11 protein-coding genes are annotated in these 13,850 nt (G+C 72.2%); 8 read left to right on the forward strand and 3 right to left on the reverse strand.

The genetic code is table 11. The features are described from left to right. Nucleotides 1-17 precede the first annotated feature (17 nt). Complete coding sequence (locus B207_RS0105350) at nt 18-902, forward strand: SOS response-associated peptidase (protein WP_018635497.1); 885 nt, start codon at nt 18-20, stop codon at nt 900-902. Nucleotides 903-962: 60 nt separating this feature from the next. Continuing rightward, nucleotides 963-1,694: a tyrosine-protein phosphatase gene (locus B207_RS0105355; RefSeq protein ID WP_018635498.1), complete on the forward strand. Its 732-nt coding sequence runs from the start codon at nt 963-965 to the stop codon at nt 1,692-1,694. Between the two features lie 36 nt (nt 1,695-1,730). On the opposite strand, the gene B207_RS0105360 is transcribed toward B207_RS0105355, so the two are convergent. Further along, nucleotides 1,731-2,285, reverse strand: a complete 555-nt coding sequence (locus B207_RS0105360; protein ID WP_026310705.1) for an HdeD family acid-resistance protein — start codon at nt 2,283-2,285, stop codon at nt 1,731-1,733. A 328-nt stretch (nt 2,286-2,613) separates the two neighbouring features. Between B207_RS0105360 and B207_RS0105365 the strand changes: the two genes are divergently transcribed. Both B207_RS0105365 and B207_RS0105370 read left to right on the forward strand, forming a co-directional pair. Further along, nucleotides 2,614-4,227, forward strand: coding sequence for an ABC-F family ATP-binding cassette domain-containing protein (locus B207_RS0105365; RefSeq protein WP_018635500.1), 1,614 nt, complete (start codon nt 2,614-2,616; stop codon nt 4,225-4,227). 171 nt (nt 4,228-4,398) lie between these two features. Next, nucleotides 4,399-5,370: a cation diffusion facilitator family transporter gene (locus B207_RS0105370; protein WP_018635501.1), complete on the forward strand. Its 972-nt coding sequence runs from the start codon at nt 4,399-4,401 to the stop codon at nt 5,368-5,370. Between the two features lie 18 nt (nt 5,371-5,388). Here B207_RS0105370 and B207_RS0105375 read toward each other — a convergent pair whose 3' ends face one another. Continuing rightward, complete coding sequence (locus B207_RS0105375) at nt 5,389-6,831, reverse strand: hypothetical protein (RefSeq protein ID WP_018635502.1); 1,443 nt, start codon at nt 6,829-6,831, stop codon at nt 5,389-5,391. A 352-nt stretch (nt 6,832-7,183) separates the two neighbouring features. On the opposite strand from B207_RS0105375, the gene B207_RS41080 reads away from it, so the two are divergent. The 4 genes from B207_RS41080 to pyk all read left to right on the forward strand — a co-directional run bounded on the left by B207_RS41080 (nt 7,184) and on the right by pyk (nt 12,086). Further along, nucleotides 7,184-7,402: a helix-turn-helix domain-containing protein gene (locus B207_RS41080; RefSeq protein ID WP_020459808.1), complete on the forward strand. Its 219-nt coding sequence runs from the start codon at nt 7,184-7,186 to the stop codon at nt 7,400-7,402. A 2-nt stretch (nt 7,403-7,404) separates the two neighbouring features. Then, nucleotides 7,405-8,181 (forward strand): enoyl-CoA hydratase/isomerase family protein, encoded by a 777-nt coding sequence (locus tag B207_RS0105390; RefSeq protein WP_018635504.1) that lies wholly within the window; start codon nt 7,405-7,407, stop codon nt 8,179-8,181. A 23-nt stretch (nt 8,182-8,204) separates the two neighbouring features. Then, complete coding sequence (locus B207_RS0105395; RefSeq protein WP_018635505.1) at nt 8,205-10,367, forward strand: ABC transporter ATP-binding protein; 2,163 nt, start codon at nt 8,205-8,207, stop codon at nt 10,365-10,367. Between the two features lie 303 nt (nt 10,368-10,670). After that, nucleotides 10,671-12,086 (forward strand): pyruvate kinase, encoded by a 1,416-nt coding sequence (gene pyk, locus B207_RS0105400; RefSeq protein ID WP_026310706.1) that lies wholly within the window; start codon nt 10,671-10,673, stop codon nt 12,084-12,086. A 219-nt stretch (nt 12,087-12,305) separates the two neighbouring features. Here the strand turns inward: pyk and B207_RS0105405 are convergent, their stop codons facing one another. Then, on the reverse strand, nt 12,306-12,812 hold the full coding sequence (locus B207_RS0105405) for a pyridoxamine 5'-phosphate oxidase family protein (RefSeq protein WP_018635507.1): 507 nt from the start codon (nt 12,810-12,812) through the stop codon (nt 12,306-12,308). Nucleotides 12,813-13,850: the final 1,038 nt, after the last annotated feature.

Genomic DNA, 13,850 nt, shown 5'->3' on the forward strand with positions numbered 1-13,850 from the left:
GCTGCGAGACTGGGGCCATGTGCGGGAGGTACACCCAGACGCTGAACGCCGACGACCTCGCCACGGCGATGTCCGCGGTGGACGAGACGGGCGGCCGGCTGCGGGAGAGCTACAACGTGGCCCCGACCACCGAGATGCCGATCGTGGTGGTCCCGCGGCATCCACGCCCCGAGGGTGAGGACGAAGGCGCGAACAGGGGAGGGGGCGGCGCGAGCGGGCGCGGCGCCGGGAACGAGCCCGGGCGGGTGGTGCGGCTGGCCACGTGGGGCCTGGTGCCGTCCTGGGCGAAGGATCGGGCGATCGGCAGTCGCCTGATCAACGCACGGGCCGAGTCGGTCGCCTCCAAACCGGCGTTCCGGGCGGCTTTCGCCGCCCGGCGCTGCCTGGTCCCGGCCACCGGCTTCTACGAGTGGCTGCGGATCGGCGGATCCCGCAGGGGCCAGCCCTACTACATCCACCCCGCCGGCCACCCCGCCGCCGACGGCCTGTTCGCCTTCGCCGGCCTCTACGAGGTCTGGCGACACGGCGAGCGGCCGCTGACAACGTTCACCATCATCACCACCGACGCCGCCCCGGGCCTGGAGTTCATCCACGACCGGTCACCGGTCGTGGTGCCACGGTCGGCCTGGTCCCGGTGGATCGATCCGGCGGTGCGCGACCCGGCCGCGCTGGCCGGTGTCCTGCGCCCGGCGCCGGCCGGTGTCTTCACCGCCCACCCCGTGGCCACCGCCGTCGGCAGCGTCCGCAACGACGCCCCGGCGCTGATCGAACCGGTGGAGGTGTCCGACGACCTGGCCGCGCTGGCCGCGGCTTCCGGTTCCGGCAGCGGTGGGAACTCCGTCCCACCGCATGAGGCCCCCCTCGTCAGCGAGGATGATGCCAGGTCACACGCGCGGCGGTGAACGACACCGCGGGACCCGCCCCCGCGTGACGGTGCGTCAAGACGGTCGGAGGGGCAGCGGATGGAAACAGGCGAGATTCCCACGGAGCGGTTGGCCAACCTGCGTGACATCGGCGGGATGGCCACCACCTCGGGCCAGCTGATCAGAGCCGGCGTGCTCTACCGCAGCGACATGCCCCGCGTGGACGACGAGCGCCCCGACGTCTCCTTCACCTGGCCTCCGCCGACGGTGGTGGATCTGCGGGCGTCGATGGAACGGGGTGACGCACCCCATCCGCTCTCCCTGCTCGGCTCGGAGATCCACGTCAAGCCGCTGATCGGTGAGGGCGGGAACACCGTGAGCGAGTCCGTGACCGCGGAGGTCCGCGCGGGTGGCCTGCGCATGCTCTACCCGGTGATCCTCGACGTCGCCGCACCGAGCCTGGTCGAGATCCTCGACCTGGCCGCGGAGGCCCCGGGCCCACTGCTCGTGCACTGCGCCGCGGGCAAGGACCGCACCGGAATCGTCGTCGCGCTCCTGCTGCGCCTCGCCGGTGTCGTCCCGGAGGCGGTGGTCGCCGACTACATGGCGACCGGGCCCAACATGCCCGGTATCGTGCGGCGGCTCAGGGGGCAGGCACTCCTGCCCGGCGCGCGCACCGGGGAGCGCCGCGCGAGCGAGGTCTCGGCGGACGCGGTCGGCGCGGTGTTGGAGATCATCGACGGGCACCCGGCCGGGGTCGAGGGCTGGCTGCTCGACCGCGGGGCGAGCCCCGACTCCATCAGGCACTGGCGCAAGCGCATCGTGGACTGACCGGCCGGTCCGCTGCGGTCCGCCGCGGTCCGCTCGTCAGGGCCGCAGCGCGAGCCCGAGGATGACTTCGGTCACCCCGGTCACGATGAGCTGGATGCCGAACAGGACGGCCAGCACCACGACCGTCGCCGACGGCCAGGCGACCGCCAGGATGCCGAGGACCACGGCAAGGCCCGCGATCAACAGCCCCCGGGCGGGCCCGGAGGCGCCGCCGGCGCGGCGGGACCGGCTCGACAGGATCAGCAGCGCCCGGATGACGCCCGCGATGATCAGGGCCGCACCCACGATGAGAGCGATGGCGTGCAGCGTCACATTCGGCCACACGAGAATCACCACGCCGGCTGCCGCGGTCAGGACCCCGTAAAGAACGGTCGTGGTGCCCTGGTCGGCACGGGCCGCCGACACGATCTCGCCGATACCTGACACCAGCAGAGCCACCCCGGCCAGCACGGCCAGCGCGCCCGCCGTGCTGAAGGGGTTGATGATCAGTAGCAGGCCGAGCACGGTGGCGGCGATACCGAGCACGACCAGGCTTGACCACAGTGCGCTGGGGCGGTGCGTCTCGCGTTGCTGCCGGTACGTCGTTGTCATGGTGACCTCCCGTGTCCGGAGCATTGGCCGCCGTGCACCGGCGGCCGTGTCCGTGACCTGGGGAAAGACATACCCGCCACCGGGTGGGGACGCACGTCGCCCGGGGGAGTCACGGCGGGTGGCCCGGGACGCCCGCCGACCCCGGGGCCGCGGCCCGTACCCTGGAGAGCATGACCTCTGCCGCGTCGTGAGGCAGGCGATCCCCGGTTCCCCCGAATACCCGGTACCTGCTGCCCGGTACGCGGCCCCCGGGGGCCAGTGCCCGCGGCGGCTCCCCGCTGACACCTGATGCCCGCACGAAGCCGATGTACGAAAGAGGCCGACCCTCATGATCATTGTGTCCGAGCTGGAGCTCCGGGCCGGAGCCCGCACACTGATCGAGCCGGTCTCCTTCCGGGTACAGCCCGGCGATCGCATCGGGCTCGTGGGCCGCAACGGCGCCGGCAAGACCACGCTGCTGAAGACGCTCGCCGGAGAGAACCTGCCGTTCGCCGGCAAGGTCGACCTCCGTGGTGAGCTGGGCTACCTCCCTCAGGACCCACGCACCGGCGACCTCGCCGACACCGCGCGTGACCGGGTGCTCGCCGCCCGTGGCCTCGACGTGATCCTCCGCGAGATGGAGAAGCTCCAGGTCGAGATGGCCGAACTCGTCGACGAGTCGGCCCGCGACGGCGCGGTCCGCCGGTACGGCCGGCTGGAGGAGCGGTTCGGCATGCTGGGGGGCTACGCCGCCGAGGCGGAGGCGGCGCGGATCTGTTCGTCGCTCGGCCTGCCCGACCGCGTGCTCGCGCAGCCCATCGGAACTCTCTCCGGCGGCCAGCGCCGCCGGGTCGAGCTGGCCCGGATCCTGTTCGCCGGGTCGGGCAACTCCGATGCGACGCTGCTTCTCGACGAGCCCACCAACCACCTCGACGCGGACTCGATCACCTGGCTGCGCGACTTCCTGCGCGCCCACTCCGGTGGCCTGATCGTGATCAGCCACGATGTGGACCTGCTCGACAAGAGCGTGAACAAGGTCTTCCACCTCGACGCCAACCGCGCCGCCCTCGACGTCTACAACGTCAACTGGAAGACCTATCTCACCCAGCGCGAGCAGGACGAACGTCGTCGCAAGCGCGAACGCGCCAACGCCGAGAAGAAGATCGACTCGCTGCGGGCCCAGGCCGACAAGATGCGCGCCAAGGCGACCAAGGCGCGGGCGGCCCACCAGATGGACCGCCGCGCCGAGCGCCTGGCTGCCGGCCTCGCCGATGTCCGGGTCGCCGACCGGGTGGCCAAGCTGCGCTTTCCCGATCCGGCTCCGTGCGGGCGCACCCCGCTCACGGCGACCGGTCTGTCGAAGTCGTACGGCTCGCTGGAGGTGTTTACCGGAGTCGACCTGGCGATCGACCGTGGCACCCGGGTCGTGGTCCTGGGTCTCAACGGAGCCGGCAAGACGACCCTGCTGCGGATGCTCGCCGGCCAGGAGCCGCCGGATGCCGGCGAGGTGCACCCGGGGCACGGCCTGCGGCTGGGCTACTACGCCCAGGAACACGAGACGCTCGACACCTCCCGCTCGGTCCTCGACAACATGCGGGCGGCCGCACCCACCGCGTCCGACGTGGATCTGCGCCGCATCCTGGGCGCCTTCCTGTTCAGTGGCGACACCGTCGAGCAGCTCGCCGAGACGCTCTCCGGCGGCGAGAAGACGCGGCTGGCGCTCGCCGGGCTGGTGTGCAGCTCCGCCAACGTGCTGCTGCTGGACGAGCCGACGAACAACCTCGACCCGGCGTCGCGGGACGAGGTCCTGAGCGCACTGCGCACCTACCGGGGCTCGGTGGTGCTGGTCACGCACGACCCGGGCGCGGTCGAGGCACTGAACCCCGACAAGGTCCTCATGCTGCCGGACGGCGTCGAGGACACGTGGTCACCCGATCTCGCCGACCTCGTCACCCTGGCCTGACCGATCCTGGCCTGACCGCCGGCTGCGGGGAGCCGGCCCGCGCCGCCATCCGGTGTGGCACCCGCCGCAGCCTCCGGGGCGGTGTGTTGACAGACTGGGCGGTCAGTCAGTCCGGCTGCCGTTGCGGCCAGCCGGCCCCAGGCATGGCTATCGAGACGAGAGCGGGGGCGTGTGAGCGCGGAAGGCAGCACCAAGGCGGTCGTGGCGGCGTTGGTCGCGAACCTTGGCATCGCGGTCGCGAAGTTCGTGGCGTTCCTGTTCACCCGGTCGTCCTCGATGCTGGCCGAGTCGATCCACTCGGTCGCCGACTCCGGTAACCAGGCCCTGCTGCTCCTCGGCCAGCGGAAGGCCAGGCAGCCCGCGGACGAGGAGCACCCGTTCGGCTACGGCCGATCCCGCTACATCGCCGGGTTCCTGGTCGGGATCGTGCTGTTCAGCGTCGGCGGGTTGTTCTCCGTCTACGAGGGTGTCGAGAAGCTGCGCCACCCGCACGAGCTGGAAAGCGGTGTGGTCGCCATCGTGGTCCTCGCGTTCGCGATCGTTCTCGAGAGCTTCTCCTTCCGGACGGCGATCCGGGAGTCGCGGCATGCCAAGGGCCCGCTGACCTGGTGGCGCTTCGTCCGCGAGGCCCGTTCGCCGGAGCTCCCGGTCGTTCTGCTCGAGGATCTCGCCGCGCTCTGCGGGCTGTTTCTCGCGCTCGGTGGCGTCGGCCTCACCCTGCTGCTCGACGAGCCGCTGTGGGACGCCGCGGGCACCCTCGCCATCGGCATCCTGCTGCTGGTCGTCGCGGTGATCGTCGCGATCGAGACCTACGGGATGCTCGTCGGGGAGGCAGCCGCCCCGCAGACCGTGGAGACGATCCGGCGGGCGCTGGCCTCCGCGCCCGCGGTCACCGCCGTGATCCACATGCGCACCCTTCACCTCGGCCCGGACGAGCTGCTGGTCGCAGCCAAGATCGGGATCGAGCCCGACCTGACCGCGGCCCAGGTCGCCGGTGCGATCGACGAGGCCGAGGCGCTTCTCCGGCAGGCGGTGCCCGCGGCGCGCCGGGTCTACCTGGAACCCGACATCCTGCGGGTCGCCGCCGGCCAGCCAGCCGTCCCCGGCGCCGGAGTGTCCCCGGCCCCGGAGGGGAGCGCGTAGCCCGCGGGCGTCGCGGGTTCAGGTGCTGCTCAGGCACATCCGCAGGACCACCGCGACCAGCGCACCCGCGCCGACCAGGAGCAGGGGGAGATCGCCCGCGCGGATGGTGTCCCCCGGCCCGTCCGGGCGCGGTCGGGGCGCCAGTGCCGCGACCGCCAGCCAGGGCGCCAGCGGCAGCCAGGACAGTTCCGTCCCGCCCCAGGCCAGCCCCGCGCACAGGCTGAACAAGGCCGCCGCCGCAGCCCCGACGAGGAACGGCCACCCGGGCGTCAGCCGGAGCCGGCGCAGCGCCCGGACCAGCACCGGCCCGCCGGCGAGCAGCACCACGACGACGTCCAGGGCGAGCCAGGCCAGCATGGTGGCGATCCCGGGGTCGACCCGGGCCGCGGCCAGGCCGTCCGACCAGGAGAAGCCCCAGGCGAGGAAGAGCCAGAACGGCAGGAGTGCGCCGAGGCCGGTGAGGACGTTCATCAGCGGTCGCCGGCGGACGAAGTACGCGGCCGCGACACCGACACCCAGCCAGACCGCCGGGTAGTCGAACAGGCTGGTGACACCCAGCAACAGCCCGGAGGCCAGCGCCCACAGCAGGCGCCACCGCCGGCCCGGCTCGCACCCGACCACGCCGACGGCCAGCGCCGCCGCCGCGGGCAGGACGGTCACCGCGTGGGGGGAGGCCGCGGCCCACAGTGCCCACGGTGTCAGAACGAGGACGGGCACGGCTCGCCGCGCCGCCGTCTCGTGGCACAGCGAGCGCACCGCGATCGCCACCAGCGGGACACTGAGCGCCGTCAGCGCGGTGAGGGCCAGCCCGAGTGCGGTCGCGCCGCTGATGCCGAGCCGGTCCAACGCCCACACCAACAGCACCGGGCCGGGTGGATGGCCGGTGAGCCGACTGCCGGCACCGCCCGTCGCTCCTGATCCGTCCAGGCCCGGCCCCAGGTCGGAGACCTGGGACGTCCAGCTGGCCAGGTAGGTGAGGGGATCGTCGCCGACGGCGTCGGCGGCGCCGAGGTAGGAGGCCGGTGGCCGCAGCCCACCGGCGAGGCCGGGGCCGGCCGCGGTGGCCAGCGCGAGGCTCCAGCCGAGCGATCCGGCGAAGCTGCCGACGAGCAGGGCCGACCAGCGGAGGTGGGCGCTCCGACCGGCGAGCAGCAGGGTGACGACGGCCACGAGGATCGGGAGGAGCACGGCCGGCGCGACGGCGGGGGCGCGCCAGGCCTGCTGGAACGGTGCGGCGGCGTGGTCGGGTCGGGCGCCGAGGTCCACCCCGCTCGTGGTGATCAGCGCTGTCAGGAGCAGGCCCGCTGCCGCCGCGGCGGCCCAGATCCCGAGGTCGACGGCCTGTGCGCGGGTGGCGGGCCCCCACGTGCCGCGGCGCGGCACCGTGAGAGCGCGCGGAGGCGTGACCGGGCCGGGGCGTGCGCGGGGGGGTGCCGTCCGCGTCGGCCGGCCGTTGACCATGCATGCACCGTAACCAGTCTTTGCGGGCTGTGGATCCACGTGGGTAGGCCGATGTGGATGTACCGTCGGTAACGATGTTCGCCACGGTGCGCGGGAGTCCGCGTGTCGTCCCGCGCCGTTGTCCCGGAGGTGCCCTGTCCCGGCGCCAGATCCGTTTGCTGGGCGTGGATTTGCAGGTCAGGGGCTATGAGTCCGGGTGGGGGCGTGGCCGGGGCCATGGTGACGGACGCGTGCGAGGCTGTCCCGGCGACGGCTGAACCGCGTGTGATGGATCACATGGGCTTCGAGTGGCGCTGACACCGAAGCTGGGTGAAGATCGGTTCGCAGATCATCGAACACGGAGGGGGCCACATTGGCCGAGCTTAGGAAAGGAACCCGGATCACCGGGGCGGAGCGGGACAAGCTCGCTGCCGAACTTCGGAAGAAGTACGAGTCTGGACAGAGCATTCGTCTGCTGGCCGAGTCGTCGGGTCGTTCGTACGGGTTTGTCCATCGGATCCTGTCCGAATCGGGAACGACGCTGCGCGGGCGCGGTGGTGCGACGCGAGGCACCAAGAAGAAAAGCGCCTGACCATGAGCGTGCCGGCCGCCGCTGCGTCCGTCGCGGCGGCGGTCGGGCTGGTCGTGGAAGTGGCCGGCCCCTGTATTTCGTTCACACTGCGTGATGGCTCGGCGGTTGGTGGTGTCGCGCGTGGTTCGGGCGCCGGGTCCGGCTCGCCGGACCTGGCCGCGGCCATGGAGGACTGCCTGCGCGGGCTGCCGGGGGACGTCCGCATCGTCCTGCTCCATGACCTGCACCAGCTGCACGAGCTGCACGAGCTGCACGAGCACCTTGACTCCGGCGAGCTCGGGCGGTGGTCGCGGGTGGCCCGGCGGCTGTCCGAACGGGCGGATCTGCTCAGTGTCGCCCTGCTCGCCGGGCGGACGTCCGGCCTCGGGCTCGCTCTCGCTCTCGCCTGTGACCTGCGGGTGATGGCCGACGACGCCGCACTCCGCCTCGCCGACACCAGGGCGGGTCGCGTCCCGGTCCTGGGCACCGCGAGTGCCCTCGTCGGTGCCGTCGGTTATGCCAACGCGCTCTGGCTGTGTCTCACCGGGGAGCCGGTGACCGCGGCCGAGGCCGCCCGCCTTGGTCTCGTCGCCCGCGTCGTCCCGGCGCGTGAGCTCGACGCCGAGGCCGATCGACTGACGGCCCACCTGCTCGCCGGCCCGCGGGACGCCGTGACGGAGACGAAGGCACTGCTGGCCGGTGTGGCCGCCAGGAGCGGGCCCGCCGCCGTGCGACAGCACGAGGCGGAGACGGACGCCCTCACCCGGCTGCTCGGCACATCCGCACGGAATGCCGGGTAGCAACCCAGCGCTTACACCGTTGCATGAGAACAGCCGCGGGCCAGAACTGGTCCACCATGCGGTCCTTCCAACGGGACCGCTCCGTCACCCAGGCCCGCCTGCGGCCCGGCACCGTGCGGCGGATCGTCGGCTTCGCCCGCCCGTACCACCGGTTGCTGACCGGCTTCGGCGTCCTCATCGTGCTCAGCGCGGCGACCGGCGCCGTCACCCCCCTGCTACTCAAAGCGATCATCGACGACGGTGTCGTCCCCGGCCGTACCGGCGTCGTGCAGGTTCTGGCGGGGGTCGTGGCCGGTCTGGCCGTCGTCGAGGCGCTCCTCGGCCTGGCCCAGCGCTGGTTCAGCGCCCGTGTCGGCGAGGGACTCATCTACGAGATGCGCTCGCAGGTCTTCGACCACGTCCAGCGCCAGCCGCTCGCCTTCTTCGCCCGGACCCAGACCGGCGCGCTGATCACCAGGCTGAACAACGACGTCCTCGGAGCGCAGTCGGCGTTCACCAACACGCTGTCGGCGGTGCTGTCGAACATCCTCTCGGTCGGGTTCGTGCTGGCGGCGATGCTCAGCCTGTCCTGGCAGATCACCGTGGTCGCGCTGGTGCTGCTGCCGGTCTTCGTGGTGCCCGCGCGACTGCTCGCGCCGCGACTCGCCGCGCTCACCCGGGAGAGCTACGGGCTGAACGCCGAGATGAACACACTGATGACGGAGCGGTTCAACGTCGCCGGGGCTCTGCTCACCAAGCTCCACGGCGAGCCGGACCGTGAGGCGGCGGCCTTCCGTGGCCGGGCCGGGCGGGTGCGTGACATCGGGATCACACAGGCGATGTTCGGACGGATCTTCTTCGTCTCCCTGACGCTGGTCGCCTCACTGGCGACGGCGATCGTCTACGGCTTCGGTGGGACGTTCGCCGCGCAGGGAACCCTGCAGGTCGGGACGATCGTGGCGCTCACCGCCTATCTGACCCGCCTGTACGGCCCGTTGACCCAGCTCTCGAACGTGCACGTCGACGTGATGACGGCGCTGGTCTCCTTCGAGCGGGTCTTCGAGGTGCTGGACCTGCGGCCGGCGATCGAGGACGCGGCGGACGCCGTCGATCTGCCAGCCGGGCCGCTGGCCGTCGAGTTCGACCACGTCGGGTTCCGCTACCCGGCCGCGGCCGAGGTGTCGCTGGCCTCGCTGGAGTCGACGGCAGTGCTGGAGACCCGGGCCAGCGAGCCGGTGCTGCACGACATCACGTTCCGGGTCGGCCCCGGCGAGCTGGTCGCGCTCGTCGGCCCGTCCGGCGCGGGAAAGACCACGATCAGCCACCTCGTCGGGCGTATCTACGACGCGACCGACGGTGCCGTCCGGGTCGGCGGGGTGGACGTCCGCCAGGCCCGCGGGCGCTCACTGCGGGCCGGGGTCGGCATCGTCACGCAGGACGCCCATCTCTTCCACGACACGATCCGGGCCAACCTGCTGTTCGCCCGGCCGGACGCCACCGAGGACGACATGTGGGCGGCCCTGGACGCGGCGCAGATCGGCACGTCGGTGCGGGGCCTGCCGGGAGGCCTGGACACGGTCGTCGGTGACCGTGGCTACCGGCTGTCCGGCGGTGAGAAGCAACGCCTGGCTCTCGCCCGGCTCCTGCTCGCCGCGCCGGCGGTCGTCGTTCTGGACGAGGCCACCGCCCATCTGGACAGCGAGTCGGAGGCGGCGGTGCAGCGCGCGCTGACCGCGGCGCTCGCCGGGCGCACGTCGCTGGTGATCGCGCACCGGCTCTCCACGATCCGCTCGGCCGACCGGATCCTGGTGGTCGACGGCGGGCGGATCGCCGAGGCGGGCACGCACGAGGAGCTGATCGCATGCGACGGGCTCTACGCCGAGCTTCACCGCACGCAGTTCGCCTCCGAGACCGACGCCACCCCTCCCCAGGCTGACGCCGCGCCGGCCGCGAGTGAGACCGCCGACGACGGGGGTGAGGGTGCCGCGCACGGCGACGCCGGCGCTCCCGAAGTGGACTGGAGCGCCGGCGTCACCCTGGCGACTGTTCAGGCAGCCTCCGGGACGGCGGCCACACCGGCGGCCACACCCCCCGGTCCGGCCAGTACGGATGTCCCCCCGGCGAGCCCGGCGCCGGGCACGTCGCCCGCCGGATCCGGACCGTCGTGGGGGACGGCGATGTCGATGTCACCGGAAGCGCGCCGGTGAATTGCGGGATTGTTGGTCATGGCCGGGCTCCAGGTTGTTTCAGGGCGGTTCTGGACCGCTGTCTGGATGTCCGGGATCGTTCGGCGCCGTTGCCAGCTTTCCCGTACCTGTCTGTTCGGCCCCACTTGCGGGCCGCCCCTGCGAAGGTACGCCCGGGGTGCCGTTGCGCGCAGCAGGTATCGGGACGCCCGGGTCGGAAACGGTCATGGACCCTGCTCGGGCCAAGCGGTGCAGAACCGGCGTGGCGGGGGTGTCACCAGGGGCCGCGGCCAATCCCGTGCGTTCGTTACCTAGGCTTTGACCGTGCCACGAAGAGCCAAGATAGTTTGCACCCTCGGTCCGGCCACCAACTCGCCTGAGATGGTCCGGGCCCTCGTCGACGCCGGAATGGACATTGCCCGGCTCAACTTCTCGCACGGAACGCACGAGCAGCACGCCGCCACCTACGCCCTGGTCCGGGAGGCGGCCGAGGCCGCCGGACGCAGCGTCGGCGCGCTGGCCGACCTGCAGGGCCCGAAGATCCGTCTCGGCAAGTTCGCCGACGGCGGAGTCACGCTGCTGCCCGGCCAGCACTTCACCGTCACGATCCGCGACGTCCTGGGTGATCAGGAGCAGGTAGGCACCACCTACACGGGCCTGCCCCGGGATGTCGCGGCCGGCGACACGATCCTCGTCGACGACGGCCGGCTCAACCTGCGCATCGAGGGCGTCGAGGACACCGACGTCCGCACCACCGTCGTGATCGGCGGCAAGGTCAGCGACCACAAGGGCATGAACATCCCGAACGCCGCCCTGACCGTGCCGGCGCTGTCCGAGAAGGACGCCGCGGACCTGCGCTTCGCCCTGGAGCTGGGCGTCGACATGATCGCGCTGTCGTTCGTCCGGTCGGCGGAGGACTACCAGGCGGTCCGTTCGATCATGGAGGACGTCGGGGTCAGGGTCCCGGTCCTGGCGAAGATCGAGAAGCCGCAGGCGGTGGACGAGCTCGACGGCATCATCGAGGCCTTCGACGGCCTCATGATCGCCCGTGGTGACCTCGGTGTCGAGCTCCCGCTCGAGGACGTCCCGCTGGTTCAGAAGCGGGCCGTCAGCCAGGCCCGCGAGCGGGCGAAGCCGGTCATCGTCGCCACCCAGGTCCTCGAGTCGATGGTCAGCGCGCCGCGCCCGACGCGTGCGGAGGCGAGCGACTGCGCCAACGCCGTGCTGGACGGCGCCGATGCCATCATGCTGTCGGCCGAGACCAGCGTGGGGTCCTACCCCATCGAGGCGACCGCCACGATGGGCCGGATCATCGAGACCGCCGAGGCGGATCTCGGCCGGATCCCGCCGCTGCGCACCCAGCCGCGGACGCTGGGCGGAGCGATCGCCCAGGCCGCGGTGAGCGTCGGGGAGGCGGTGGGCGCGCGGTACCTCGTCGCGCACACCCTGAGCGGGGACACCGCCCGCCGCCTCATCCGCTACCGCAGCTCCGTGCCCGTCCTCGCGTTCACGCCGCTGCCCGCGGTGCGTAACCAGATGTCGCTGTTCTGGGGCGTCGAGACCATCCTGGTGCCGTTCGCGGAGAGCACCGACGAGATGGTCCGGCAGGTCGACACGGCGCTGCGCAAGAACGGCTACTGCCAGCCGGGCGAGCTGGTGGTCGTCGTCGCCGGGACGCCGCCCGGCGTCGCGGGCATGACCAACGCGATGCGGGTGCACCGCATCGGTGAGGCGGTCTGACCGCCGAGCCAGGCCGGCCCCCGCGCCCCGATGGTGGTGGGGCCGGCCGTGGCGGTGCCGACAACGCTCACGGCCCGGCCCCACAGGTGCCGGCCGCGGGCGCTGTCCCCGGCGCGTTGTCGAACTGCAGCTTCGGCGGCGGGCACGACGACAACTGTTCAGCGGCACCGGCCGCGGGCCGGCACGCCCGGGTGGCAGCGCCCTGGTCGCGTGCGACGGTCAGCCCGCCGACCCGAGGTCGATCACGCGCCGTGGGTCGTCCGGATGGTTGATCTCGTCGAACAGGGTCCACCGGTGGACCCGGATCTCGTAGAGCCGGTGCGCGTCGGCGTCCTCGCGCCACCGCTCGACACTGGCCAGCGAGGCGCCGGCCGGCCACCGCCGGTGGTAGATCGGGAGCAGGTCGTCGGCGGCGTCCTCGGGTACCTGCCGTGCCGTCCCCGCGAAGCTCACCCCCTGGACCTCCTGGCCGAGCCCGTCGAGCTCGATGGTCAGGACGGCGCCGCCCACCCGCCGGTCGGCCCGGATGTTCTGGCAGTGCACCCGGTCGGGGCGCGAGATGAACAGGAGCCGATCGGGGTCGAACGAGCTCGCGTACCAGAGGTTGCAGACCACCGGTTCGCCGTCCGCCGCCAGTGTCGCGATCTGCATCACCTTTCCGTCCCGGACGTAGTCCCGGGTCAGGGTCAGATCGGCGGAGACTGCGTTGGATGTGGACGTTGACACGGGAATCCTCCCAATCGTCGGGTGTGCCCTGCAACGTGAACAGCACTCCCGCCGGCTGGAACCGAAGTCCCGCCGGCGGGCGGCCAACTGGCTGACCGTCGTTCAGGAATTTCTTCCGATCTTCGCTTTTTGATCACAAGCTGAAATCAGTAAACGCTTTTATGGTGGACGTGTCCTCCGTCACACCTGCCGTCGACTTCGCGTGCTATCTCCTCGCTGCTCGGCGCGGCCGGGGCTCGTGGAGTGAAGGGGAAAATCGAATCGGGAGCTGCGAAAACGCCGGAGCCGGCCGTGTCGGCAGCATGTCTGTCACCAGTTGGAAACATGCTGTGCGGGTATGGTAATTGCCGCCCCAGTGTCGATGCCCTGTGTAGTTGGTCCCGCACAATGGGCCGGATGGCCGCCGGAGCGCGGCGTGCGCCCTGCTCCGTTGATGGCACGGAGGTGGGTGCGGGTCCGGCGGTGGTTGTCGCCGCTGGCCTCATCCGCTACCGTCGGCGCGCCTGGCCGTCCCAGTGATGTTGGTGAGCCCCGTGGGCCCGGTCCTCGCCGGGGGCTGCTGATCCGCGATCCGCGCCGAACCCGGCGGGCTCGGTGTCCGCGCTGCCGGGCGGCGGCTCGGGCGTTCGCATACTTAGGGGACGTTTTGTCCAGCCCGCGTGCTGGCGGCGGGCACAGGACGGATACCGTCGCCCGGTTCGCCGGTGAGCCGTCAGGACCGCCGGATGGAAGCACCGCGCGTCAGGAGTGAGTGCATTGGCCGACCAGGGCGACCCGGCGGAAGGCGCAACGCCCGACAGCGGCACCGGGAAGGGCGAAACCGCCGGTTCTGGTCGTTCCCGCCCCACCGACCCCGCCCCGCCGGCGAGTGCCCGGAGGGAGGCGCCCTCCACCGCCGCGGAGGCCGCGAGGAAGGAGCGCGGCGGCACGGCCGCCGGCGGCCGTGCCGCCGGCCCCGCATCCGCTGCATCCGCCTCGGCCGCCTCGGCCGCGCCCGGAGGCGGCTCCAGCCCCGCAGCCCCGGCCCGGCCGGTGGCA

Origin of the sequence: Parafrankia elaeagni, from assembly GCF_000374165.1 — a bacterium.
In the GTDB taxonomy this organism is placed as follows: domain Bacteria; phylum Actinomycetota; class Actinomycetes; order Frankiales; family Frankiaceae; genus Parafrankia; species Parafrankia elaeagni.